Genomic DNA, 23,422 nt, shown 5'->3' on the forward strand with positions numbered 1-23,422 from the left:
TGTCGGGGACGATTGCGGCCTCCCCTTGAGCCGGCCTTGCCTCAGGCGGTGACCCGCCAGGGTTCGGCGAAGCGGTGCTCTTCGAGGTTCGCGCCGTCGCCGATGCGATCCACGACAGCGAAGAGGCCGGGGGCGTGCAAGGGCGTGAGCACGCCGTGCCAGGTGCCGCGCGCGAGATTGATGCCCTGCGCGCCATTGGTGACGAAGGCGCGGGGGATTGCCTCAGGGTTGAGCGCCACGATGACGAGGAAGGGGGACTGCGTCATGGGCAGGAAGGCCTGGGTGCCTTCGGGGTGGCGTTCGATCAGGTCGAAGTCGTAGGGCAACGCGCGGGGTTCGGCGTCGAAGACCGAGATGCCGGCGCGGCCGGTGCCGAAATCCAGCCGGGCGCGGTCGTGGTGGCGGCGGCAGAGGCCGGCGTTGATGAGGCGGAAGTCGCCGGTCGCCTCCAGCACCTCGCCGAACAGGGCGAAGGCTTCGGCGGTCAGGGGTTCGGGGTGGATGATCCTCATCCTTGGCCCCTAGCCGCGTGCCGGGCCGAAGGCACCGGGGCCGCGGAGTTTGGCGTGGCGGTTGACGTCCTTGTAGAGGAGATAGCGGAAGGGGCCGGGGCCGCCGGCATAGCAGGCCTGCGGGCAATAGGCGCGCAGCCACATGAAATCGCCGGCCTCGACCTCGACCCAGTCGCGGTTCAGCCGGTAGACCGCCTTGCCTTCCAGCACATAGAGCCCGTGTTCCATGACATGGGTTTCCTCGAACGGGATCAGGCCGCCGGGCTGGAAGGTGACGATGTTCACATGCATGTCGTGGCGCAGGTCGAAGGGATCGACGAAGCGGGTGGTGGCCCAGGCACCCTTGGTCCCCGGCATGGCGGCGGGGGAGCGGTGCTGTTCGTTGGTGACGAAAGCCTCGGGCAGGGGCAGGCCGGGGGCGGGCTCGTATAGCTTGCGGATCCAGTGCAGTTTCGCGGGGGCGGCACCGGGGTTCCACAATGTCCATTTCGCGCCGGGCGGCAGATAGGCGTAGCCGCCGGGGGCGAGGTCGTGGTGCTGGTCGCCGATGGTGAGGCGGGGGCGGCCTTCGGTGACGAAGAGCACGCCTTCGGCGCCCGATTCGGGTTCGGGATAATCCGAGCCGCCCTGGGGGTCGATGGTCAGGATGTATTGCGAGAAGGTCTCGGAGAAGCCCGACAGCGGGCGGGCGATGACCCAGAAGCGCGTCTTGTCCCAGCCGGGCATGAGGCTGGTGACGATGTCGGACATGACGCCGCGCGGGATCACGGCGTAGGCTTCGGTAAACACGGCGCGGCCGGTGTGCAGCGCGGTCTGGGGCGGAAGGCCGTCGGCGGGGACGGCATAGCTGGTCATGGCAGGATGTCCTTCAGGCGCAGTTCGGCGATGCGTTCGACCTGCGCGCAGGCGGTGGCGAATTCGGTGGCGCTGTCGTTGGCGATGCGGGTGTGGAAGGCCGCGAGGATGCTGTCCTTCGTGTTGTCGCGCACCGCGATGATGAAGGGGAAGCCGTGGCGGGAGACGTATTCGGCGTTGAGCCGCTGGAACGCCGCGCGCTCGTCGTCGGTCAGCGCGTCCAGCGCGGCGCTGGCCTGTTCGCGCGTGCTTTCCGGGGTCAGCCGTTTCGCCGCTGCGAGCTTGCCGGCGAGGTCGGGGTGGGCCTTCAGAACGGCAAGCCGCTCTTCGGGCGTGGCAGAGCGGAACATGCGGGCCAGGGCGTTGTGCAGGCCGCCGGCGGAATCATGGACGGGGCCAAGTCCCAGCGCATGGGCGCGTTCGGCGATCCATGGGGAATGTTCGAAGATGCCGCCGAAGCGTTCCACGAAGCGGGCCTGCGTCATCTGGCTGGGCCGTTCGATGCGGCGGTGCGGATGGTGGGCCTTCCAGTGCGCGGCGATCTGGCCACGGGTGGCGAACCAGACGCCGCCCTTGGCCTGCGCGTAATCGAGGAAGCGGATCAGGCCGGCGATCTTGCCGGGCCGCCCGATCAGTCGGCAGTGCAGGCCGATGGAAAACATCTTTGCCCGCCCCGCCGCACCTTCGGCATGGAGCACGTCGAGGCTGTCCTTGAGGTAGGTGAAGAACTGCTCGCCCTCGATGTAGCCCGGCGCGGTGGCGAAGCGCATGTCATTGGCTTCGAGCGTGTAGGGAATCACCAGCTGGTCTCGGTCGCCCGCTTCCATCCAGTACGGCAGGTCGTCGTCATAGGTGTCGGAGATCCAGTCGAACTGGCCGGTCTCGGCCGTGAGCCGCACGGTGTTCATGGAGCAGCGGCCGGTGTACCAGCCTTTCGGCGGGGCGCCCACGACTTCGGTGTGAAGCCGGATCGCCTCGGCGATCTGGGCACGCTCGACGTCTTCGGGCATGTCGCGGTGATCGACCCATTTCAGGCCGTGGCTTGCTATCTCCCATCCGGCCGCCTTCATCGCCGCCACCTGTTCGGGCGCCCGGGCGAGGGCTGTGGCGACGCCGTAGATGGTGACGGGCAGGTCACGCCCGGTGAACAGGCGGTGCAGGCGCCAGAATCCGGCGCGGGCGCCGTAATCGTAGATCGATTCCATGTTCCAGTGCCGCATGCCCGGCCAGGGCGCTGCGCCGGCGATGTCCGACAGGAACGCCTCGGACTGGGCGTCACCGTGCAGGAGGTTGTTCTCTCCGCCCTCTTCGTAATTCAGCACCAGGCTGACGGCCACCCTGGCGCCGCCGGGCCAGGCCGCATCGGGCGGGTTGGGGCCGTAGCCACGGAAATCGCGGGGGTAGCGGTTCATGGGCTTCTCCGTCGTCCTGCCCTTCCTTCTAGGTCCGCGATCTGGCAGGGTTTATCAAGAAATTCCGGAAGCACCTTCCGCAGTGGCCCCCGGTCGCGAAAAGGTGCAGTCCGGGGCAGGATTGCAGCTTGTTTGGCCGGTTCGAAGGGGACTCGATATGGCAGATGGACGATTGACCACGCATGTGCTGGATACGGCACTTGGCCGGCCGGCGGCGGGGTTGAAGATCACCCTGTACCGGCTGGGGGCCGGCGCGCCGGTGAAGCTGGCCGAGGCGGTGACGAACACGGACGGCCGCACCAATGTGCCGATGCTGGCCGGGCCGGCCGTGCAGCCGGGGGTTTATGAGCTGGTGTTCCGGGCGGGCGACTATCTGCGCGAGACCGGGCAGATCGAGCCGGGCGTGGGCTTTCTGGACGAAGTGCCGATCCGGTTCGGCGTGCGTGAGACAGGGCAGCACTATCATGTGCCGCTGCTTCTGTCGCCCTTTGCCTATTCGACCTATCGCGGCAGTTGAGACGGGGCCGGCGTCATGCGCTGCGTCGGGCGAGCCAGTCCGTCCAGGCGCCGCGCGAGCCGTGGAAGGCGTTGATGTCCACTTTGCCACCGATGCCGGGCACAAGCCCGGTGCCGGTGTATTGCCAGAAGGTCCAGTGGTGGCCGTCGTAGGTTTCGGCCGGATGGGCGGCGGTGGAGCGCAGCCAGAAGTCGCCTGCGCCGCGCACATTCCACATCTGGTTGTCGTTCCAGAACTCGACCGGGACATAGAGGATGGGGGCCTGGCCATAGTGGCGACCGACGATCGCCAGGAAGGTCTCGGCCTCGGCGCGCACCTGTTCGGCGGGGGGGCGGATGGTGCAGGTGGGCGAGAACGGGGTCCACTCCATGTCGAGCACGGGGGGCAGGGCGCCCGGCGTGCGCGGCACGTTGCGGATGAACCAGCGCGCCTGTTCGTTGGCAGGACGGCAGTGGTAGAAGAAGTGATAGGCCCCGCGCGGCACGCCTGCGCGGCCGGCGCCCTGCCAATGGCTGTCGAACAGGTCGTCCACGCGGTCGCCGCCCTCTGTCGCCTTGATGAACGCAAAGCTCACGCCGCTGTCGCGCGCCGTGGACCAGTCGATCTGGCCCTGGAACTTTGACACGTCGATGCCGTGGACGGGGTGGCCGTCAGGGCCGCGACCTTCCCATGACACCGGGTCGGCGTCGCCGAAATCGGGCCGGTTGACCACGGGGTTGCCGTGCAGGCCCGAGGTGCTGGCACGGGTGCGACCCCGACCGCCGCAGGCGGCGAGGGCGGCGAAGCCCGAGAGGGCAAGGAAATGACGGCGCTGCATGAGGGGATTCCAGGATTTGCCCCACTATGCCAAGGCGAGGGCTGTCTTGACCATCCCCCTGCACGCGAAGCTGCGCGGCGATTGGCCTAGTCGAGGCGCCCTGTCACCTTGGCCAGCCACCAGCGCGTGCCGACGAGAAGAAAGCGCCAGTCCGACAGGAACTCTGGCGGCTTGCCTTCGATTGCGTGGCCGATGAATTGCAGCGCCCAGCCAAGCAGGAACAGGCCCGCCGCCAGAGGCCAGAGGCCGGTGACGAAGGGCGAGAGCAGCGCCAGCAGCAGCGAGAGCACGATCATCGGGATGCCGAAGCTGTGCGTCAGCTGGTTCCAGCGGTTCTGGTGGCTTTGCGAATACTGTCGGATCCAGTCTTCCCAGGACCGTCCTGCAAACATCGGATTCTCCCCCCTCGCCCGGCTCCCGACAGGCCAAGTCTAGGGGCAGCGGCGACGATGCGGCAACGCAGAATGGTGCACGCCCTGGGTGCGGGACGCGGCGTCACTTGGCGGGGCGGCGCTCAGGCCGCGGCGTCCAGCTCGTCCCAGCAGGCGAGTGCGTGGGCGGCATACATGAGCGAGGGGCCGCCGCCCATCTGCACCGCCATGGCGAGCACGGCGCCCAGTTCCTCGCGCGTGGCGCCGGCCTTGCGCAGCGCCTCGACATGGAAGTTCACGCAAGGATCGCAATGTTGCGCGATGGCGATGCCGAGGGCCACATATTCGATTTCCTTGGGGCCGAGCGGCTGGCCGTCCTTGGCGGCCTTGGACAGGTCGGCGAAGGCGGCGGCGGTCTGGGGGATGAGCTTGTTCATCACCCTCAGCTCGCTGCGCATGGATGTGATCTTGTCGCGGTAGGTCATGGTCGGCTCCTGTTCGGGATGCGTCCCCATGCCATGCGAAGGCGGGCGCCGGCCTTGACCCATGTCAATTGCATTCAAGGGATGGAATGTAACGCCGCGTCAGAGGAAGCGCGCGGGGGACAGCGCGGCCACCGTGGCGGCGGGCAGTTCGCTGGGGCGGCCGGCGACAAGGTCGGCGGCAAGCCGGCTGGCGGCGGGGCTGGACTGGAAGCCGTAGCCGCCCTGGCCGCCGATCCAGACGAAGGAGGGGTCGCGCGGGTCGCGCCCGATCACCAGCGAGCGGTCGGGCGAGAAGGTGCGAAGGCCCGCCCAGTTGGAGATCATCCGCGTGACGGGTTCGGTCACGATTTCCTCATAGCGGGCCAGGCCTTCGGCCAGGACCATGTCGTCGGCCCAGGCGTCGTGCGGGTCCATCGGGTCTTCCTCTGCGGGCGAGACGATGAGTGCGCCAGCGTCGGGCTTGGCGTACCAGGTTTCGCCGACGCCGTGCATCATGGGCCAGCGGCTGACATCGTGGCCGCCGGGGGCGGGGATGCGCGCCATCGACCGGCGCATGGGCTGGAAGCCCAGGGGACCAACGCCGGCCATGCGGGCGATGACGTCCACCCAGGCGCCGGCGGCATTCACCAGCGTGCCGGCGGTGAAGCTGCCGGCTGCGGTATCCACGCGCCAACCGGCGCCGTCGCGGGCGATGGCGCTGACGCGGGCCGAGGTGAGGATGCGGGCGCCGCGGGCGCGTGCCTCGCGCGCGAAGCCCTGCAGGAGGAGGTCTGTGTCGATGTCCCAGCCGTGATCGGCATGGGCGGCATGGGCGAGGACATCCATGTTCAGCACCGGCACCATGGCAAGCGCGCGGTCCAGCGGGATCTCGGCCAGTTCCATCGCCTCGGCATCGTGGCGGAACGCCTCGGTCTCGCCGTGCTTGGCCAGGAACAGAAGGCCGCGCGGGGACAGGAGACCCTCGCCCGCACGGAAGAAATCGCCGGAGGCCATGGACAGTTCGACCACCGGTTTGGCGCCGTAGTTCGGCTCGTACATCGCGGCCGACCGGCCCGAGGCGTGGTGGGCGAGGTGATCCTCGGCCTCGACCAGGAGGACCGAGCCCAGTTCCGACAGCCGTGCTGCTGCCGAGACGCCGGCAATGCCGCCGCCCACGATGAGGAAATCCGCGTCCAACCCTGCCTCCAAGCCAGAAGGGCAGGACCGGCCTGCCTCATTATCTGTCTTCAACTATCCTCGGGTAGACGCCGGATGCAATCCGGCGCGGGGGCAGGTGCCCCGATCCGACGGCTGGGCCGGGTGCATCAGCCGGTTGTTGTTTCCTTCAGCTTGTCGATGCCAAGCGACTTGAGCGCCAGGCTTTCATAGAAGGGTTCGGACTGGCCCTTCCTGATCTTGCGGATGAAGTACTTCTCGAAGCCGATCTTGGCCAGATGCACCCATTTGCCGGACGACGACCAGTTCACGTTGCGCGGCGGGATCTGTGGCTGCGCCACGAAGGCGATGCCGCTGTCGCCGAAATCGGCCAGGCAGACCGCGTTCCACGTGCCGACCTGATCGGGCTCGCGCCCGCGCAGGATGTTGCCGATGTTGTGCGCCGTGGCAGTGACCATCGATTCGATCATGAAGCCCGTCTTGGGCACGCCGCAGGGCACCGGGGTCGGTCCCATCGGCGGGATCGCGACGCAGACGCCGACGGCAAAGATGTTGCGATACTTCGGGTTCTGCTGGTGCTTGTCCACGATGGTGAAGCCGCGCGGGTTGGAGAGGCCCTCGATGCCGGAGACCGCCTTGATGCCCCGGAAGGCCGGCAGCATCATCGAGAAGGCGAAGGGCAGTTCCTTTTCTGACTTCACGCTGCCGTCCTCGGCGATTTCCTGGACATGCATCTTGCCGTCTTCGACCTTCGTGACCTTCGTCGAGGTCATCCACTTGATGTGCTTGGCACGCATCTCGGATTCCAAGAGGCCCTTGGTGTCGCCCACGCCATCTAGGCCCAGGTGGCCGACATAGGGTTCGGCGGTGACAAAGGTCATGGGCACCTTGTCGCGGACCTTGGCCCGGCGCAGGGCGGTTTCCAGGATGAAGGTGAATTCATAGGCGGGACCGAAGCAACTGGCGCCCTGGGCTGCGCCGATGATGACCGGGCCGGGCTTCTTGAGAAGCTGCTCGAAGGCGTCCTTGGCCTTCAGCGCGTGGTCGATGTGGCAGACGGACTGGGTATGTCCGCCATGGGGACCGAAGCCTTCGATTTCGTCGAAGGCGAGTTCCGGTCCGGTGGCGATGATGAGATAATCGTAGCTGACCGAGCTTCCATCCACCAGTTCGATGCGGTTCTCGTCCGGGTGCAGTTTCTGGGCGGCCACGGGTTTGAAGTCGATGCCCTTCTTCCGCATGGTGGGGGCAAGGTCGATCGAGATGTCGTCGCGGTCGCGCCAGCCCACCGCCACCCAGGGGTTGGACGGTACGAAGTGATAGACCGGGTCCTTGGTGACCACGGTGATCGTGTCTTCCTTCCGAAGCTGGTCCTTCATCTCGTAGGCCATGATGGCCCCGCCGAGACCGGCCCCAAGTACAACCACATGCGCCATGTCTTCCTCCCAGACAGTCCCTCTGGAAGATAATATACATATGTATTCGTGAATGTGTTAGGTGTATTTTCCTGCCGCGACATTCCGCCCCCGGAAAGCAGAAGGGCCCGCGCACGGCGCGGGCCCTTCCATCAGGCAAATGCCTGGGATCACTTGGGGATATCGCCCTGGATGCCCTCGACGTAGAAGGCCATGCCGAGAAGGTCGCCATCCGGCGCGGTCTGGCCTTCGGCCAGCCAGGGCGAGCCGTCCTGCTTGTTGATCGGGCCGGTGAACGGGTGGTAGGTGCCCGCGGCGATGGCGTCGCGCATCGCCTCGGCCTCGGCCTTCACGTCAGCCGGGACGGCATCGGTGATCTCGCCGATCAGCACTTCGCCGCCGGCGATGCCTTCCCAGGCATCGGCCTGGGCATAGCTGCCGTCCAGAAGGGCGCCCACACGCTTCACATAGTAGGGACCCCAGTTGTCGATGATCGACGAGACGCGGGGGGAGGGCTTGTACTCGGCCATGTCGGAGGCCTGGCCAAAGCCGACGACGGCACCGTTCGTCTTTGCGGCCTCGGCCAGCGGCGCGGTCGAGTCAGTGTGGCTGGCGATGACGTCCACGCCCGCGTCGATGAGGGCCTTGGCCGAGTCTGCCTCTTTCGCAGGGTCGAACCAGGTGTAGGCCCAGACCACGGTAAGCTCGACGTTGGGGTTCACCTTCTTGGCGTGCAGGTAGTAGGAGTTGATCCCCATGATGACTTCGGGGATCGGGAAAGACCCGATGTAGCCGATCTTGTTCGACTTGGTCATGCGCCCGGCGATGGTGCCCTGCACCGCACGGCCCTCATAGAAGCGGGCATTGTAGGTCGAGACATTCGGATGCTCGCGCTTGAAGCCGGTGGCGTGTTCGAACATCACGTTCGGGAACTTGGCGGCGACGGCATTGGTCGCGTCCATGTAGCCGAACGAGGTGGTGAAGATGATGTTGCAGCCGCCAAGCGCCATCTGGGTCAGCACCCGTTCGGCATCGGCGCCTTCCGGCACATTTTCCTGCCAGGCGATTTCAACCTTGTCGCCATAGGCCTTCTGAAGTTCCAGGGCGCCCTGATGGTGCTGGAAGGTCCAGCCGCCGTCGCCGATGGGGCCGACATAGACGAAGCAGGCCTTCACCTTGTCCATTCCGGCGGCGAAGGCGCCGGTGGACAGGCCGAGGCTCAGGCCGAGCGCGGCGGTCGCCAGCAAAGTTCTGCGAAGCATAGCGGTATTTCTCCCCGTTGAGCGGGGGCATGGCGCCCCCGGTGTTTTGTCCCCGTCAGCGCGAGGCGTGAAAGTTCTGTCCCAGGGCGGCCGGCGCGTTCAGCGCAGAGCGGCCGCGGCCAGACGACATGATGACCAGCACCAGGATGGTGATCAAGTAGGGCGCCATCGACAAGTATTCGACCGGGATGGCCGAGCCCGCCGCCTGCAGCCGAAGCTGCAACACGCTGATGCCGCCGAAAAGATAGGCGCCGAGCAGGACGCGCCAGGGCTTCCAGCTGGCGAAGACCACGATGGCCAGCGCGATCCAGCCGGCACCGGCGGTGATGCCGTCCACCCATTGCGGCACGCGCACCAGGCTGACATAGGCGCCGCCCAGGCCCGCCATGGCGCCGCCGAACAGGATGCACAGGAACCGGATGCGCGCCACCTTGTAGCCAAGCGCATGGGCCGCATCGTGGCTTTCGCCCACGGCGCGGATGATGAGGCCGGTGCGGGTGAATTTCAGCACCCACCAGACGAGGGCGACCACGAGGATCGAGACATAGACCATCCAGTCATGGCCCAACAGGATGGGGCCGATCACCGGGATTTCGCCGAGCGGCCCGAAAAGGGCCGTGGTGGGCGGTGGCTTTATGCCGTTGTAGCCCTGGCCCAGCAGACTGGACAGGCCCAGGCCGAAAAGCGTGAGCGCAAGGCCGGTGGCGACCTGGTTGGCCAGGAAGCCAAGCGTCAGAAGCGCGAAGATCGTGGCCAGCGCCGCGCCGCCAAGCGCGCCGCCGACAAATCCCAGGACCGGGCTGCCGGTATTGACCGCTGCAATGAAGCCGCAGATCGCGCCCATGACCATCATGCCCTCGACGCCGAGGTTCAGGACGCCCGACTTCTCGACCACCAACTCGCCGATCGCCGCCAGCATGATCGGCACCGCGGCCACCATGAGGGAGGCGACCAGCGTGACGAGGTTGATGCCGCCCAGATCCATCACGCGATCTCCCGCAGGCCGAACCGCAGCCGGTAGTTGGTGAAGAGGTCCAGCGCCAGGAGGAAGAACAGAAGCATCCCCTGAAAGACCTGGATCGCCGCCGAGGGCAGGCCGAGGTTGGTGGAGGCCATCTCGCCGCCGACATAGGTCAGCGCCATCAGGATGCCCGCCAGCACGATGCCGAGGGGGTTCAGCCGGCCGAGGAAGGCCACGATGATCGCGGTGAAGCCGTAGCCCACGTTGAAATCGATGCTGATCTGGCCGGCCGGGCCCGTGACCTCGAACAGTCCGGCCAGCCCCGCCAGCGCGCCGGAAAGCCCCATGCAAAGGACCACGAGCCTTTGCGGGGCGACCCCGGCAAAGCGCGCGGCGCGCGGCGCCTGGCCCGAGAGGCGGATCTGGAAGCCGATGATGTGACGGCTGAGCAGCACCCAGGCCGCCACCGCCACGACGAAGGCGGCAACGCCGCCCCAGTGCAGGCCGGAGCCGGCGATGAGTTCGGGGTTGGCAGCGGCCGGAAAGCTGGAGAAGTTGCGGCTGCCCGGAAAGCCCATGCCCTCGGGGTTCTTGAGGAACCCGGTGGAGGCCTTGGCGAGGATGGTCTGCGCCACATAGACCAGCATCAGCGAGACGAGGATCTCGTTCGTATTGAAGCGGGTCTTGAGGATCGCGGGGATCATGGCCCAGGCCCATCCGCCCAGGGCGCCGGCCAGCACCATCACCGGGTAGATCAGCCGGTTTTCGGTGGGGAACACCGCCAGTCCCACGGCGGCGCCGACGATGGCGCCCATGATGTACTGGCCCTCGGCGCCGATGTTCCAGATGCCGGCGCGGAAGCCGAGCGACAGGCCGATGGCGATCAGGATCAGCGGCCCCGCCTTCACCAGAAGCTGGCCGCGCAGGTAGAAGGCGAATTCGCCGAACAGCGGGTCCCAAAAGATGGTCTTGATGACGGCGAAGGGGTTGACGCCCATCAGCGCGAAAAGAAGCCCGCCGAAGATCATGGTCAGGATCACCGCGACCACGGGCGTGCCGTACAGCCAGAAGCGCGACGGGATCGGGCGTTTCTCCAGTCTCAGCATGCCGTCGCTCCTGCGCCCCGGCCCTGCCGTGGACAAATTCGTTTGAACGAATTTGCAAATTCCTTCACAGGAATTTGCCGCTTGCTGGCGTCAGTGGCCATGGTGCGCCACCTCCATGCCATGAGCGCCGCCCATCATCAGGCCGATCTGGTCGATGGTCAGCCCCTCGACCGGGCGCGGTTTCGTCAGCCGGCCCGCGTTCAGGACGGCGAAGCTGTCGGCGATTTCCAGAAGCTCGTCCAGGTCCTGGCTGATCACAACCACGCCCGCGCCCTCGGCGGCGCGGTTCAGGATTGCCTGCCGGATCGCCGCCGCGGCGGCAGCATCGACACCCCAGGTCGGCTGGTTGATCACGATCACCTCGGGCGACTGGTCCAGCTCGCGCCCGATCAGAAACTTTTGCAGGTTGCCGCCCGACAGCGCGCGCGCCGCAACGAGGGGGCCGGGGGTGCGCACATCGTAGTCCTTGATCACCTGCTCGGCAAAGGCGCGCGCGCCCGCCCAGTCGATGAAGCCGTGCCGCGTCAGGTGCATGCGGATCGCGCCGGTCAGGAAGGCATTTTCCACAAGCGTCATGTCGGGGGCCGCGGCATGGCCATAGCGGTCTTCGGGGGCGGCCACCAGCCCGGCGCGGCGGCGGTCAGCGGGTCCAAGATCGCCCGCCGCATGGCCGTTGATGCGCACCTTGTCGGCTTCGGTCCGCACCTCACCCGACAGGGCCAGCAGCAGCTCGTCCTGCCCGTTGCCCGCCACCCCGGCGATGCCCAGCACCTCGCCCCGCGCCACGGTGAAACCCACCGACTTCAGCGAGGTGCCGAAAGGGATGGGGCTTTCCACCGAGAGGTCGGTGACGCCCAGCACGACCTCGCCCTTCTCGCCCGGCCGCCGTTCAGGCGGGTTCAGCGTGGCGCCCACCATCATCTCGGCCAGTTCGCGCGCGGTCTTTTCCTTTGGCGTGCAGGTGGCCACCACCTTGCCGCGCCGCAGGATCGTGGCGCCGTCGCAGAGCGAGCGGATCTCTTCCAGCTTGTGGCTGATGTAGAGGATCGCCGTGCCCTCGGCCGACAGCTGCCGCAGGGTGCGGAACAGGATCTCCACTTCCTGCGGTGTCAGCACCGAGGTTGGCTCGTCCATGATCAGGAGCTTTGGGTCCTGCAGCAGGCAGCGGATGATCTCGACCCGCTGACGCTCGCCCGCCGACAAGTCACCCACCATGCGGGATGGGTCCAAAGGCAGGCCGTATTCCTCGCTCACGGCGCGGATGCGGGCGGCCAGTTCGCGCATCGGCGGCGGGTTTTCCATGCCTAGCGCCACGTTCTCGGCTACGTTCAGTGCCTCGAACAGGCTGAAATGCTGGAACACCATGGCCACACCCGCGGCCCGGGCATCGCTTGGCCGGCCGGGGGCGAAATCGCGGCCATTGAACCGCATCTGGCCGGTATCGGGCTTCACGAGGCCGTAAATGATCTTGACCAGCGTGGACTTGCCGGCGCCATTCTCGCCCAGAAGCGCATGAACCTCGCCGGGCCGCACCGTGAAGCCCACGTTGTCGTTGGCAAGGACACCCGGATAGCGCTTGCTGATCCCGGACAGATCGAGGCAGGGGGGGGCGGAAGGGTTCTCCATCGGCGCTCCGTGGCTCAGCCGGCCTGACATCCGGTCGGAAAGTGATGAACGGGCGGCAGGCGCTTGCCTACGCGGCTGGCGGCTGAAGCACTTTCAGGAATTCGCGAAAGACGCGCACTCGGTCTGCATGGGCCGGTGCCGAGGCACCCCGTGCTGTCGCGTCCCGTCAATGCCCCCATCCCCGCAGCTGTGCTTGCTTGATTTTGTGGCAGGCTAGAACGGAAAGCGATCTTGTCACAAGCGATTCAGCGGGCGCACAAGGATAGGCGCGCGCGTGGTGCTTCGTTCCCGAGGCCGGGCGAAGGCGGTCGGCAGCGGGCGAATAAACCGGACGGAACGTGTATTTCCTGAGGAAATGCGCCTCCTGGTGCGGGATGTCGGACGTGCGGCCCACTTTTCGGTGCGGCCCGCGCGATGGGGCCGGGACAGGCCCGGCGCTCAGCGGACGGCCGACCTGCGGCGGGCGTGGACAGGCGTGCCCAATTTCCGTGCATCCTGTTGATCGCTTGGACCGGGAACAGACCGGCACTGAGCGGCCCTGCACCGGCGCTTGCGTCGCGGTCCGATTGCGTCACTCTGAGCGTGACGCATTCGAGGGAGGTGTGACATTGCCTGAACTTGACCACGTCGCCCTGCTGCGCCTTGCCATCGGGGAAAGCCGCAAGGCGCGCGAGGCGGGCAACCATCCCTTTGCCTGCATCCTCGTCGGGCCGGACGGCACGGTGTTGATGACCCAGCACAATGCCTTCATGCCCGACCATGACATGACCGGCCATGCCGAGCGGGTTCTGATGACGCGGGCCTCCACCTCGCTGCCGCACGAGTTGTTGAAGGAGTGCACCATCTATACCTCGGCCGAGCCCTGCGCGATGTGTGCGGGGGCGATCTACTGGACGGGGCTGAAGCGGGTGGTCTTCGGTCTGACCGAGAGGGCGTTGAAGGAGATCACCGGCAACCACCCCGAGAACCCGACGCTGGACCTGCCCTGCGAGGTGGTCTTTGCCGCCGGTCAGCGGAAGGTCGAGGTCATCGGCCCGATGCTGGAGGACGAGGCGGCTGCGGTGCACGAGGGGTTCTGGTCGGCGCCCTAGCCAGCTTCGGTCGCTGCCGCGTTGGCGGGGGCGGAGGAGAGGAACCGGGCGGCCACGCCGATGGCGATGGCCTGGGGGTGTTTCCCCAGGGCAGGGTCGCCGATCGGGCAGGTGATGCGGACGATGGTGTCGGGTGTATGGCCGAGGGCGGCGAGGCGGGAGCGGAAGCGGGCCCATTTGGTGGCCGATCCGATCAGGCCGCAGGCGGCGAAGCCGTGGGTCAGGAGGCGGTGGCAAAGCTCCAGGTCGAGGGCGTGGGAATAGGTCAGGATCAGGTGCTCGGCCGTGGCCGGGGCCTCTGCGACGGCCTCTGCCGGGTCGGGGAGAGCGAGGGGGGTGACGGTCTCCGGCAGGTCCGGGGGGAAGCGGTCGGGGGCCACGTCCACCCAGGTGATGCGGGTGCCGGGCAGGGGGGCGATGACCCCGACCAAGGCGCGGCCAACGTGGCCGGCGCCCCAGATCCAGAGGTCGCGTGTGGGTTCGGCCAGGGGTTCGATGAACCAGCCCTGCAGGAGCAGGGGGCCGGGGCGGGCGCCTTCTGCGCGGGCGCGGTCGAGGAGGCGGGCGACGGCAAGGGGCAGGGGGCGGCCGTCCACGGCGCGGGCGATGAGGCCGGACTGGGGGACGGGCAGGGTCGCGGGGTCGTGGACCTCGGTCAGGACCGTGACCGCCCCGCCGCAGCACTGGCCGAGGTTGGGGCCGAGGGCCTGGCGGTCGACGCGCCGGCCGCCTTGGGCCAGCAGGGCGCGGGCGCGGGTGGTGGCCTCCCATTCCAGGGCGCCGCCGCCGATGGTGCCCTCTTGCCCCCCGTCCCAGACCAGCATGGCGGCCCCGGTCTCGCGGGGGGAGGAGCCGTCGTGGGCGGCGATGACCACGCGGGCGACCCGGCCGTGCCGGGCCACGGCGCGGGTGAGGGCGGCGAGGTCAAACATGGGGGGCGTCCGAGCTCGGACGCTTGGGTGGATTAAGGAAAATCAATGGGTTGCGGGCGCGGTTTAACTTGGACTTAAGGATTGTCTGCGCGGGGATGGGGAACTGCCCCCCTCCCCTCGCCGCAAGGCAGTGCCTTGTGCCCCACAGGGGGGAGGGGAGGCGCAGGTGGGTTGACCGGAGTGCCTGGAGGGCTGGGTTGCCCGCGGCCATCGCCGCGGGCACAGGGGGACGGATGCCACAAGACCGCCCGTGCGCCCGGCGCACGGGCCGCGCCTGCCCGCCCCTTGGCAGGCGCGAAGACGCGCCCGCCCAGGCAGGCGCGCCCCGTGCTTCTAGCGCTCGGGGAAATCCGACAGCCCCTTGGCGATTTGCCGGCAAATCGCCAACGCGCCGGTCGGACGTCCACTGGACGTCCGCCTCGTCGGCGCGGGAAGCAGGATGCGGGGTGGAGGGTAGGATGGGCAGTATTGCCCATCCTACGGGAGAATCACACATTTCCCCGCACCCGCTGGATGGCCTGCAGCACCCGCTCTGCCGTCGCGGGAGCTTCCAGCGCGGGATAGACCGAACCGTCGCCGCAGGCGGCCACGGCATCGGACAGGGCGAGGAAGGCCGAGATGCCCAGCATGAAGGGCGGCTCGCCCACGGCCTTGGACTTGCCCACGGTATCTTCGCCATTCGGGCGGCCCCAGAGGGCCACGTTGAACACCGGAGGGCGGTCGGAGCAGGCGGGGATCTTGTAGGTGGAAGGCGCGTGCGTCATCAGCCTGCCCTTGCCGTCCCAGACCAGTTCCTCGGTCGTGAGCCAGCCTGCGCCCTGCACATAGGCGCCTTCGACCTGGCCGATGTCGATGGCCGGGTTCAGCGAGGTGCCGGTGTCGTGCAGCAGGTCGGCGCGCAGGATGCGGTTTTCGCCGGTCAGCGTATCCACCACCACCTCGGTCACCGCCGCGCCGTAGGCGAAGTAGAAAAAGGGGCGGCCCTGGCCCTTGATGCGGTCCCAGATGATCTTGGGCGTGGCGTAGAAGCCGGTGGACGAGAGCGAAATGCGCGCCTGATAGGTCCAGGCGGCGACGCGGGCGAAGTCGTAATCCTCGCCCGCCACGCGGACCATTCCGCTTTCGAAACGCACCGTCTCGGGCGGGACCTGGTGCTTTTCGGCGATGAAGGCGGCCATGCGGTCGCGGATGGTTTCGGCTGCGGCCTTGGCGGCCATGCCGTTCATGTCGGCCCCGGAAGAGGCGGCGGTGGCCGAGGTGTTGGGGACCTTGGCCGTATCGGTGGCGGTGATCTTCACCGCCGAGGCGTCCAGCCCGAAGACAGAGGCAGTGACCTGGGCGACCTTCTGGTTCAGGCCCTGGCCCATTTCGGTGCCGCCGTGGTTCAGGTGCACCGAGCCGTCCTGATAGACATGCACCAGCGCGCCGGCCTGGTTGAGCCAGGTGAGGGTGAAGGAGATGCCGAATTTCACCGGCGTCAGCGCGATGCCGCGCTTCAGGATCGGGGAGGTCTGGTTCCAGCGCGCGATGGCCGCCTTGCGGGCGGCGAAGTCCGAGGTCCGCTCCAGTTCGGCCACGAGGTCATGGGCGATGAAATCCTCGACCGGCATCCCGTAATGCGTGGTCTGCGGTCCGATCTCCTCGCGGTGGGGCGAATGGGGGCCGCCGTAGCGGTGGCCGGTGCCGGGGCCTGACGGGTCTTGCGCGCGGTAGAAATTGGCCTTGCGCACGGCGAGCGGGTCGCGCCCGGTGGCATGGGCGATGTGGTCGATGACGCGCTCGATCCCCACCATGCCCTGCGGCCCGCCGAAGCCGCGATAGGCTGTGGCCGATTGCGTGTTGGTCTTCAGCCGGTGGCTTTCGATGCGGACGTTCGCCAGGTGATAGCAGTTGTCGGCATGGAGCATCGCCCGGTCGGCGATGGCGAGCGAGAGATCCTGGCTCCAGCCGCAGCGGATCAGGTGGGTGAATTCGATCCCGAGGATATGGCCCTGTTCGTCCACCCCGGCGCGGTAGATCACGGCGAGGTCGTGGCGCTTGCCGGTGATGACCATGTCGTCGTCGCGGTCATAGCGCATCTTGGCCGGCTTGCCGGTCAGGCGGGCGGCCAGCGCGCAGGCGATGGCCAGCGCATTGCCCTGGCTTTCCTTGCCGCCGAAGCCGCCGCCCATGCGGCGCATTTCCACGCGCACCGCGGCCATGGGCAGGTGGAGCGCATGGGCGACCTTGTGCTGGATCTCGGTCGGGTGCTGTGACGAGCACAGGATATGCATGTCGCCGCCTTCCTGGGGCAGCGCGGCGGCGATCTGGCCTTCGAGGTAGAAATGTTCCTGTCCGCCCACCTCCATCCGGCCCTCGATCTTGATTGGGGCGGCGGCGATGGCCTTGGCGGCATCGCCGCGTGTCCATATCAGCGGGCCCTGTTCGAAGCGCGAGTTGGCGGCCAGCGCCTCGTCCACCGTCAGGAGGGCGGGGAGGGGGGCGTAGCTGACCTTGGCCAGACGCGCCGCCTTGCGGGCGGCAAGGTGTGTTTCGGCGATGACGAGGAAGATGGGCTGGCCACAGTAATGCACACGGCCCGTGGCCAGCAGAGGCTCGTCATGGACCGAAGGCGAACAGTCCGGCATGTCGGGCAGGTCTTCGGCCGAGAGCACCGCGACCACGCCTGGCGCGGCGCGCACGGCGCTGAGGTCAAGCGCCGTGATGTCGCCGTGGGCGATGGTGGAGGTGCCGAAGGCGAGGTGCAGGGCGCCTTCGGGGAGCGGAATGTCATCGACATAGCGCGCCTGTCCGGTGACATGCAGCGGTGCCGCGTCATGCGGGAGGGGGAGGCCGATGCTCATGCCCGCACCTCCAGCACATTGGTGGGTGTTCCGGCGAGGTCGTGGACATAGCGGAGCGCCATGTTCTGTGCCGCTGTCAGGCGATAGGCGGCCGAGGCGCGCATGTCGGTGAGGGGCGTGAAGTCCTGCGCGAAGGCGGGCAGGGCCTTTTGCACGGTGGTTTGGGTCCAGGGGTGGCCGATGAGGGCCTGTTCGACATGGGCGGCGCGTTTGGGGATGCCGGCCATGCCGCCAAAGGCGATGCGGGCCTCTGTGACGATGCCGTCCCGGGTGGTGACGTTGAAGCAGCCGCAGACGGCCGAGATGTCCTGGTCGAAGCGCTTGGACAGCTTGTAGCAGCGAAGCGCGGGGGCGGTGGCGGGGATGGTCACCGCCTCGACGAATTCGCCGGGGCGGCGGTCCTGCTTGCGGTAGTCGAGGAAGAAGGCTTCGAGGGGCAGGTCGCGGCGGGTGTCGCCCTGGCGGAGGTGCAGCGTGGCGCCAAGCGCGATGAGGGCGGGCGGGCCGTCGCCGATGGGGGAGCCGTTGGCGATGTTGCCGCCGATGGTGGCGGCGGCGCGCACCTGTTCGGAGGCGTAGCGGCGCAGAAGCTCGGCGAAGGAGGGGTGCAGGTCGCGGAGGGCGTCGCGCAGGGTGGCGATGGTGGTGCCGGCGCCGATGCGGAGGGTGTCGCCGCTGCGGTCGATGCGGGCGAGGTCGGCGACGCCGTTCAGGAAGGCTATGGGGGCGAGGTCGCGCAGCTGTTTCGTCACCCAGAGGCCCACGTCGGTGGCGCCGGCGATCAGCGTGGCCTCGGGGTTTGCGGCGTACCATGCCGCCAGCTCGTCGGTCGTGGTGGGGCGGAAGGCGTCGACGGGGGGCTGTCTGCCCCCCGGAGGCGCGTGCCGCGCCTCTCCCCCCGAGGATATTTGGGAACGGAAGAAACCGGGGTCCAGCAGGGCCTTGCGGTCCTCTTCCATCCAGGCGGGGACGGGGGCGCTGGCCGCTGCCTCGGCGGCGCGGATGATGGGGGCGTAGCCGGTGCAGCGGCAGAGGTTGCCGGCGAGCACGTCATCATGGTCGGTGCGGGCGTTCAGGTGGGCGGTGGCCATCGAGACGACGAAGCCCGGCGTGCAGAAGCCACACTGGCTGCCGTGATGGTCGATCATGGCCTGCTGGACGGGGTGAAGCTGGCCGTCGGGGCCGGAGAGACCCTCGACCGTGCGGACGGCCTTGCCGTGCAGTTGCGGCAGGAAGAGGATGCAGGCATTCAGCGCGCGCGACCCTTCGGCATCGGTGACCATGACGGTGCAGGCGCCGCAGTCGCCTTCGTTGCAGCCCTCCTTGGTGCCGGTGAGGCGGTGGTCCTCGCGCAGCCAGTCGAGGAGCGTGCGCGTGGGGGGGGCGGTGACGGTGACGGGCGTTCCGTTCAGGAGAAACGCGATTTCGGTCATGTGTCTGCCTGCCGCGGTACCTGGCTTGTCCCTGGACGGTGCGCCCGCCTGATGCGGCGTAAGACGGGGCGCTCTTGCATGAAAGACGCGGGGGGCCGGGGGCGCAAGGCATTTGTCTAAGGGGCGGGCAGAAGCAGTTTTCGGGCCTGCCTCAGAATGGGGCGCACTTTCGCTGGCGCTGCCCGGTCGCTAGGCTGTGCCCATGTCCGACAATGCCCCCCGATTCATCCATCTGCGTGTCCATACCGAGCATTCCCTTCTGGAAGGTGCGGTGCCGGTGAAGAAGCTGGTGAAGCTGTGCGAGGCGGCGAAGATGCCGGCGGTGGCGGTGACCGACACCAATGCCATGTTCGCCGCGCTGGAGTTTTCCGTCACGGCCCTGGGGGCCGGGGTGCAGCCGATCGTGGGCTGCCAGGTCTCGGTGGCCTTTGACCCGGCGCAGCCGGGGGAGAAGCCCCGGATGCCGGCGCCGGTGGTTCTGCTGGCGCAGGACGAGGCGGGTTACGGCAACCTGATGAAGCTGAGCAGCTGCCTATACGTGGACAAGGGCGGCCAGCTGCCGCAGGTGACGCTGGAGGAGCTGGAGGCGCATGCCGACGGGCTGATCTGCCTGACCGGCGGGGCGGAGGGGCCGGTCGGGCGGCTGATCCAGGGGGGCCAGTTGCCGAAAGCGCGGGCGCTGGTGCAGCGGCTGGCGGCGGCCTATCCGGGGCGGCTGTATATGGAGTTGCAGCGCCATCCGGGCGAGGGCGGGCGGCTGACCGAGGGCGAGCAGGCGACCGAGCGGCCCTTTGTCGAGATGGCCTATGACATGGGCCTGCCGCTGGTGGCGACCAACGACGTCTATTTCCCCAAATCCGAGATGTACGAGGCGCATGACGCGCTGATCTGCATCGCGGAAGGCGCCTATGTGGACCAGCAACAACCGCGGCGGCGGCTGACGCCGCAGCACTATTTCAAGTCCGAAGCCGAGATGTGCGCGCTGTTCGCCGATCTGCCTGAGGCGCTGGAAAACACGGTGGAAATCGCCCGGCGCTGTGCCTTTGCCGCCTTCAAGCGCAAGCCGATCCTGCCGAAGTTTGCCGATGACGAGGTGGAGGAGTTGCGGCGCCAGGCCTGGGAGGGGCTGGAGCGTCGTCTGGCCGTGATTCCCATGGCGGCCCCGCGCGAGGTCTATGAGGAGCGGCTGCGCTTCGAGCTTTCGATCATCGAGAAGATGAAGTTCCCCGGCTACTTCCTGATTGTGGCCGACTTCATCAAATGGGCCAAGCAGCACGACATTCCCGTCGGACCGGGCCGGGGGTCGGGCGCGGGCTCGCTGGTGGCCTATGTGCTGACGATCACCGACCTGGACCCGCTGCGCTATGCCCTGCTGTTCGAACGCTTCCTGAACCCCGAGCGGGTGTCGATGCCCGACTTCGACATCGACTTCTGCATGGACCGGCGGGAAGAGGTGATCCGCTATGTGCAGGGCAAGTACGGGCGCGAGAAGGTGGGGCAGATCATCACCTTCGGCGCGCTTCTGTCCAAGGCGGCGGTGCGCGACGTGGGGCGCGTCTTGCAGCTGAGCTATGGCCAGGTGGACCGTCTGTCGAAGATGATCCCTGTGGAAGGGGTGAAGCCGGTTTCCATCACCAAGGCCTTGGCCGACGAGCCGCGCCTGCGCGAGGCCGCGAAGGAAGAGGTGGTGGGGCGGCTTCTGTCCTATGCCGAGCAGATCGAGGGGCTGTACCGCAATGCCAGCACCCATGCCGCCGGCGTGGTGATCGGCGACCGGCCGCTGGACGAGCTGGTGCCCCTGTACCAGGACCCGCGGTCGGACATGCCTGCCACCCAGTTCAACATGAAATGGGTTGAAGCGGCGGGGCTGGTGAAGTTCGACTTCCTGGGCCTGAAGACGCTGACGGTGATCCAGAACGCCATCGACCTGATCAAGGGCACGGGGCGCGCGCTGCACCAGGCGGCGGACGGGCGGGTGCTGTTCGAGCCGAAGCCGGGGGCCGAGAACGACATCGGCCATATCCCTCTGGATGACAAGGCGTCTTACGAGCTTTACGCCGCGGCCAAGACGGTGGCGGTGTTCCAGGTGGAAAGCTCGGGCATGATGGATGCGCTGCGGCGCATGAAGCCCACCTGCATCGAGGATATCGTGGCGCTGGTGGCGCTGTACCGCCCCGGCCCGATGGAGAACATTCCCACCTATTGCGAGGTGAAGAACGGGCTGCGGGATCTGGAGTCGATCCACCCGACCATCGACCATATCCTGGCCGAAACCCAGGGCATCATCGTCTATCAGGAACAGGTGATGCAGATCGCGCAGGTCATGGCGGGGTACAGCCTTGGCGGCGCCGACCTTCTGCGCCGCGCCATGGGCAAGAAGATCGCCGAGGAAATGGCGAAGGAGCGGCCCAAGTTCATTGAAGGCTGCAAGGCGACCCACGGCATCGACGCCAAGAAGGCGGGCGAGGTCTTTGACCTTCTGGAGAAATTCGCCAACTACGGCTTCAACAAGTCGCACGCTGCGGCCTATGCGGTGGTGAGCTACCAGACGGCCTGGCTGAAGGCGAACCATCCGGTCGAGTTCATGGCCGCCGTGATGAACTGCGATATCCACCTGACCGACAAGCTGGCCGTCTACAAGCGCGAGGTGGACAAGCTGGGGATCCGCACGGTGGCGCCTTCGGTCAACGAGTCTCTGGCGACGTTTTCCGTGCGCGACGGGGCGGTGGTCTATGCGCTTGGCGCGCTGAAGAACGTGGGCGTCGAGGCGATGAAGACCATCGTCGAGGCGCGGGGGGCGAAGCCCTTTGCCACGCTGTTCGACCTGGCGCGGCGGGTGGACCTGAAGAAGGTGGGCAAGCGGCCCTTGGAAATGCTCGCCCGCGCTGGAGCCTTTGACTGCCTGGACGCGAACCGGGCGCGGGTCTTCGAGGCGCTGGATGCGCTGGTCGGCTACTCCGCCGCGATCCACGAGGCGCGCGGGTCGAACCAGGTGTCGCTGTTCGGCGAGGCAGGGGCCGACATTCCCGAGCCGCGGCTGCCCTACCGCGACGACTGGCTGCCGGTGGAGCGGCTGGCACAAGAGCATCAGGCGATCGGCTTCTATCTGTCGGGGCACCCGCTGGACGACTACATGCCCTCGCTGAAGCGCAAGGATGTGAAGACGCTGACCGAGGTGACGCAACTGGCCGAGCGGGGTCCGCTGGTGGCGAAGATGGCCGGATCGGTGAGCGCGCGGCAGGAGCGGAAATCGGCCAAGGGCAACCGCTTTGCCTTCGTGGCGCTGTCGGACCCGACCGGGCTATATGAGGTGACGGTGTTTTCTGACGTGCTGGAGGCAGCGCGCGATCACCTGGAACCGGGCCGCAACGTCGTGCTGACGGTCGAGGCGACGCTGGAGGGCGAGACGCTGAAGCTGTTGGCGCGGGGCGCCCAGCCGATTGACGCGGTGGCGGCGGAGGCTGGCGCTTCTCCCCTGCGCATCCATCTGAACCGGCCCGAGGCGGTGGCCTCGCTGGCGGCGATTCTGGGCAGGCTGGAGGGCAAGCGGCGCGCGCCGGTGACGCTGTGCGTTGCCGATGGCGAAGGGCGCGAAATCGACATCGCGCTGCCCCAGCCCTATCCGGTGACGCCGCAGATCAAGGGCGCGCTGAAGGCGGTGCAGGGCGTGGTGCTGGTGGAGGAGATCTGAGGCCGCTCAGGGCGGCAGGACCTGCCAGTCGCTGCCTGTCCAGCGAAAGAGGTCCGTGCTGAGTGGGCGAACGCCCGCGGCATCGGCGCTGCGCGTGATGCGCCGGCGCAACTCCGACAGCTCGGCCGCACTGGCATTGGCAATGACGATCAGCGCGTCGTCCTGCGGGATTGCGGCGGTCAGGACCTGCGCGTCCTGCGCCATGGCCTGCCAGTAGCGGGGCAAAAGCATCAGGGATGAGCCGAAACGGCCATCCAGCGACAGGGTCAGGAAGCGCCCGTCCCAAGCTTGCGTGACTCGGTCGAGCCGGCCTTCGAGATTGGCGAGGCCCAGCCTTTGCAGGTCCAGCTTGTCCAGATTCAGGCTGCGGGCCTCATGCGCCGAGAGGGGGGCAGGAGTCATGCGGAAGCTTCCCACCTGCAGCGTCCTGTCCTGGATCCACAGGATGAACAGGCCGCCGGCAAAGCCAAGATGGCTGGCCTCGGGGATTTGCCAGGAGGCATCCGAATTGGCGGGGCGCAGGATCGGCAGCAGGGCCTCGGGATCAAAGGCGTTCAGCACCTGAAGGCCGGTCGCCGCCGTGCCGCCGGCGAGCTCGTCCATGATCGCCAGTTCCTTGGCGACGTAGTCGTCCAGGAGAGTGCTGCGGGTTGCGCCGTTCGGGGCCGTGCGGAGCTGTGCGTGGATCTCATCCAGCCGGAACGCGTGGCTGCGCCCATCGGGGCGCGTTGCCGTCAGAGTGGCCTGCGTCGCGCCAAACGTCACCTTCAGTCTCGGATCGGCCTCGGCAATCGCTTCGGCCACCAGCCGGCCAGTGGCGCGTTCGTCGAGGGGGCGCTGGACGTCGGCCGGGGCGGGGCCGGCAAGAAAGGCGGACACGAGCGCCGCGATGGCGGAGCGGAAAGGGGGGCGGGGCATGGGAACCGGCAGACTGGTTA

Annotated in this window: 19 protein-coding genes; 3 read left to right on the plus strand and 16 right to left on the minus strand. The window is 67.7% G+C overall.

Features of this window, described 5'->3' with window-relative positions:
• Positions 1 to 41: 41 nt before the first annotated feature.
• The 3 genes from JO391_RS02670 to puuE are packed head-to-tail and all read right to left on the minus strand — an operon-like array spanning position 42 to position 2,779.
• Positions 42 to 512 (minus strand): ureidoglycolate lyase, encoded by a 471-nt coding sequence (locus JO391_RS02670; RefSeq protein WP_220662664.1) that lies wholly within the window; start codon positions 510 to 512, stop codon positions 42 to 44.
• A 9-nt stretch (positions 513 to 521) separates the two neighbouring features.
• Complete coding sequence (locus JO391_RS02675; protein ID WP_220662665.1) at positions 522 to 1,367, minus strand: bifunctional allantoicase/(S)-ureidoglycine aminohydrolase; 846 nt, start codon at positions 1,365 to 1,367, stop codon at positions 522 to 524.
• Entirely contained in the window at positions 1,364 to 2,779 is a 1,416-nt protein-coding gene (gene puuE / locus JO391_RS02680) for an allantoinase PuuE (RefSeq protein ID WP_220662666.1), read from the minus strand. Before puuE ends, JO391_RS02675 begins: the two co-directional genes overlap by 4 nt.
• Before the next feature lie 157 nt (positions 2,780 to 2,936).
• Between puuE and uraH the strand changes: the two genes are divergently transcribed.
• Positions 2,937 to 3,296, plus strand: coding sequence for a hydroxyisourate hydrolase (gene uraH / locus JO391_RS02685; protein WP_220662667.1), 360 nt, complete (start codon positions 2,937 to 2,939; stop codon positions 3,294 to 3,296).
• A 13-nt stretch (positions 3,297 to 3,309) separates the two neighbouring features.
• Here the strand turns inward: uraH and JO391_RS02690 are convergent, their stop codons facing one another.
• The 9 genes from JO391_RS02690 to JO391_RS02730 all read right to left on the minus strand — a co-directional run bounded on the left by JO391_RS02690 (position 3,310) and on the right by JO391_RS02730 (position 12,494).
• Positions 3,310 to 4,113, minus strand: a complete 804-nt coding sequence (locus JO391_RS02690) for a glycoside hydrolase family 25 protein (RefSeq protein ID WP_220662668.1) — start codon at positions 4,111 to 4,113, stop codon at positions 3,310 to 3,312.
• Between the two features lie 86 nt (positions 4,114 to 4,199).
• A complete protein-coding gene (locus tag JO391_RS02695; RefSeq protein WP_220662669.1) occupies positions 4,200 to 4,505 on the minus strand; it encodes an Mpo1-like protein in 306 nt (101 codons plus the stop codon).
• A gap of 122 nt (positions 4,506 to 4,627) precedes the next feature.
• Entirely contained in the window at positions 4,628 to 4,969 is a 342-nt protein-coding gene (locus JO391_RS02700) for a carboxymuconolactone decarboxylase family protein (protein WP_220662670.1), read from the minus strand.
• Between the two features lie 99 nt (positions 4,970 to 5,068).
• Positions 5,069 to 6,145 carry an NAD(P)/FAD-dependent oxidoreductase gene (locus tag JO391_RS02705; RefSeq protein WP_220662671.1) on the minus strand — a complete coding sequence of 359 codons (1,077 nt, stop codon included), beginning with the start codon at positions 6,143 to 6,145 and terminating at the stop codon, positions 5,069 to 5,071.
• 128 nt (positions 6,146 to 6,273) lie between these two features.
• Positions 6,274 to 7,560, minus strand: a complete 1,287-nt coding sequence (locus JO391_RS02710; protein WP_220662672.1) for an NAD(P)/FAD-dependent oxidoreductase — start codon at positions 7,558 to 7,560, stop codon at positions 6,274 to 6,276.
• Positions 7,561 to 7,709: 149 nt separating this feature from the next.
• The gene (locus tag JO391_RS02715; RefSeq protein WP_220662673.1) at positions 7,710 to 8,801 is read right to left on the minus strand and encodes a BMP family ABC transporter substrate-binding protein; all 1,092 of its coding nucleotides are present in this window, start codon (positions 8,799 to 8,801) and stop codon (positions 7,710 to 7,712) included.
• Between the two features lie 55 nt (positions 8,802 to 8,856).
• Complete coding sequence (locus JO391_RS02720) at positions 8,857 to 9,786, minus strand: ABC transporter permease (RefSeq protein WP_220662674.1); 930 nt, start codon at positions 9,784 to 9,786, stop codon at positions 8,857 to 8,859.
• Entirely contained in the window at positions 9,786 to 10,868 is a 1,083-nt protein-coding gene (locus JO391_RS02725; protein ID WP_220662675.1) for an ABC transporter permease, read from the minus strand. Before JO391_RS02725 ends, JO391_RS02720 begins: the two co-directional genes overlap by 1 nt.
• 90 nt (positions 10,869 to 10,958) lie before the next feature.
• Positions 10,959 to 12,494, minus strand: a complete 1,536-nt coding sequence (locus JO391_RS02730; protein ID WP_220662676.1) for an ABC transporter ATP-binding protein — start codon at positions 12,492 to 12,494, stop codon at positions 10,959 to 10,961.
• A gap of 608 nt (positions 12,495 to 13,102) precedes the next feature.
• On the opposite strand from JO391_RS02730, the gene JO391_RS02735 reads away from it, so the two are divergent.
• On the plus strand, positions 13,103 to 13,585 hold the full coding sequence (locus tag JO391_RS02735; RefSeq protein ID WP_220662677.1) for a nucleoside deaminase: 483 nt from the start codon (positions 13,103 to 13,105) through the stop codon (positions 13,583 to 13,585).
• Here the strand turns inward: JO391_RS02735 and xdhC are convergent.
• The 3 genes from xdhC to xdhA all read right to left on the minus strand — a co-directional run bounded on the left by xdhC (position 13,582) and on the right by xdhA (position 18,793).
• On the minus strand, positions 13,582 to 14,517 hold the full coding sequence (gene xdhC, locus JO391_RS02740; protein WP_220662678.1) for a xanthine dehydrogenase accessory protein XdhC: 936 nt from the start codon (positions 14,515 to 14,517) through the stop codon (positions 13,582 to 13,584). The genes JO391_RS02735 and xdhC overlap by 4 nt on opposite strands.
• Positions 14,518 to 15,005: 488 nt before the next feature.
• Positions 15,006 to 17,360: a xanthine dehydrogenase molybdopterin binding subunit gene (gene xdhB / locus JO391_RS02745; RefSeq protein ID WP_220662679.1), complete on the minus strand. Its 2,355-nt coding sequence runs from the start codon at positions 17,358 to 17,360 to the stop codon at positions 15,006 to 15,008.
• Complete coding sequence (gene xdhA, locus JO391_RS02750; protein WP_220662680.1) at positions 17,357 to 18,793, minus strand: xanthine dehydrogenase small subunit; 1,437 nt, start codon at positions 18,791 to 18,793, stop codon at positions 17,357 to 17,359. The genes xdhB and xdhA overlap by 4 nt, the downstream gene beginning before the upstream one ends.
• A gap of 202 nt (positions 18,794 to 18,995) precedes the next feature.
• Between xdhA and dnaE the strand changes: the two genes are divergently transcribed.
• Complete coding sequence (dnaE, locus tag JO391_RS02755) at positions 18,996 to 22,484, plus strand: DNA polymerase III subunit alpha (RefSeq protein WP_220662681.1); 3,489 nt, start codon at positions 18,996 to 18,998, stop codon at positions 22,482 to 22,484.
• Between the two features lie 6 nt (positions 22,485 to 22,490).
• Here the strand turns inward: dnaE and JO391_RS02760 are convergent, their stop codons facing one another.
• On the minus strand, positions 22,491 to 23,402 hold the full coding sequence (locus JO391_RS02760; RefSeq protein WP_220662682.1) for a DUF1444 domain-containing protein: 912 nt from the start codon (positions 23,400 to 23,402) through the stop codon (positions 22,491 to 22,493).
• Positions 23,403 to 23,422 lie beyond the last annotated feature (20 nt).

This window comes from Neotabrizicola shimadae (genome assembly GCF_019623905.1).
Taxonomy (GTDB): domain Bacteria; phylum Pseudomonadota; class Alphaproteobacteria; order Rhodobacterales; family Rhodobacteraceae; genus Neotabrizicola; species Neotabrizicola shimadae.

What these genes read in the sequence shown, in the direction of transcription:
- JO391_RS02670 (WP_220662664.1), bottom strand. Translation starts at nt 512, where the DNA reads ATGAGGATCATCCACCCCGAACCCCTGACCGCCGAAGCCTTCGCCCTG.
- JO391_RS02675 (WP_220662665.1), bottom strand. Translation starts at nt 1,367, where the DNA reads ATGACCAGCTATGCCGTCCCCGCCGACGGCCTTCCGCCCCAGACCGCG.
- puuE (WP_220662666.1), bottom strand. Translation starts at nt 2,779, where the DNA reads ATGAACCGCTACCCCCGCGATTTCCGTGGCTACGGCCCCAACCCGCCC.
- uraH (WP_220662667.1), top strand. Translation starts at nt 2,937, where the DNA reads ATGGCAGATGGACGATTGACCACGCATGTGCTGGATACGGCACTTGGC.
- JO391_RS02690 (WP_220662668.1), bottom strand. Translation starts at nt 4,113, where the DNA reads ATGCAGCGCCGTCATTTCCTTGCCCTCTCGGGCTTCGCCGCCCTCGCC.
- JO391_RS02695 (WP_220662669.1), bottom strand. Translation starts at nt 4,505, where the DNA reads ATGTTTGCAGGACGGTCCTGGGAAGACTGGATCCGACAGTATTCGCAA.
- JO391_RS02700 (WP_220662670.1), bottom strand. Translation starts at nt 4,969, where the DNA reads ATGACCTACCGCGACAAGATCACATCCATGCGCAGCGAGCTGAGGGTG.
- JO391_RS02710 (WP_220662672.1), bottom strand. Translation starts at nt 7,560, where the DNA reads ATGGCGCATGTGGTTGTACTTGGGGCCGGTCTCGGCGGGGCCATCATG.
- JO391_RS02715 (WP_220662673.1), bottom strand. Translation starts at nt 8,801, where the DNA reads ATGCTTCGCAGAACTTTGCTGGCGACCGCCGCGCTCGGCCTGAGCCTC.
- JO391_RS02720 (WP_220662674.1), bottom strand. Translation starts at nt 9,786, where the DNA reads ATGGATCTGGGCGGCATCAACCTCGTCACGCTGGTCGCCTCCCTCATG.
- JO391_RS02725 (WP_220662675.1), bottom strand. Translation starts at nt 10,868, where the DNA reads ATGCTGAGACTGGAGAAACGCCCGATCCCGTCGCGCTTCTGGCTGTAC.
- JO391_RS02730 (WP_220662676.1), bottom strand. Translation starts at nt 12,494, where the DNA reads ATGGAGAACCCTTCCGCCCCCCCCTGCCTCGATCTGTCCGGGATCAGC.
- xdhC (WP_220662678.1), bottom strand. Translation starts at nt 14,517, where the DNA reads ATGTTTGACCTCGCCGCCCTCACCCGCGCCGTGGCCCGGCACGGCCGG.
- xdhB (WP_220662679.1), bottom strand. Translation starts at nt 17,360, where the DNA reads ATGAGCATCGGCCTCCCCCTCCCGCATGACGCGGCACCGCTGCATGTC.
- xdhA (WP_220662680.1), bottom strand. Translation starts at nt 18,793, where the DNA reads ATGACCGAAATCGCGTTTCTCCTGAACGGAACGCCCGTCACCGTCACC.
- dnaE (WP_220662681.1), top strand. Translation starts at nt 18,996, where the DNA reads ATGTCCGACAATGCCCCCCGATTCATCCATCTGCGTGTCCATACCGAG.
- JO391_RS02760 (WP_220662682.1), bottom strand. Translation starts at nt 23,402, where the DNA reads ATGCCCCGCCCCCCTTTCCGCTCCGCCATCGCGGCGCTCGTGTCCGCC.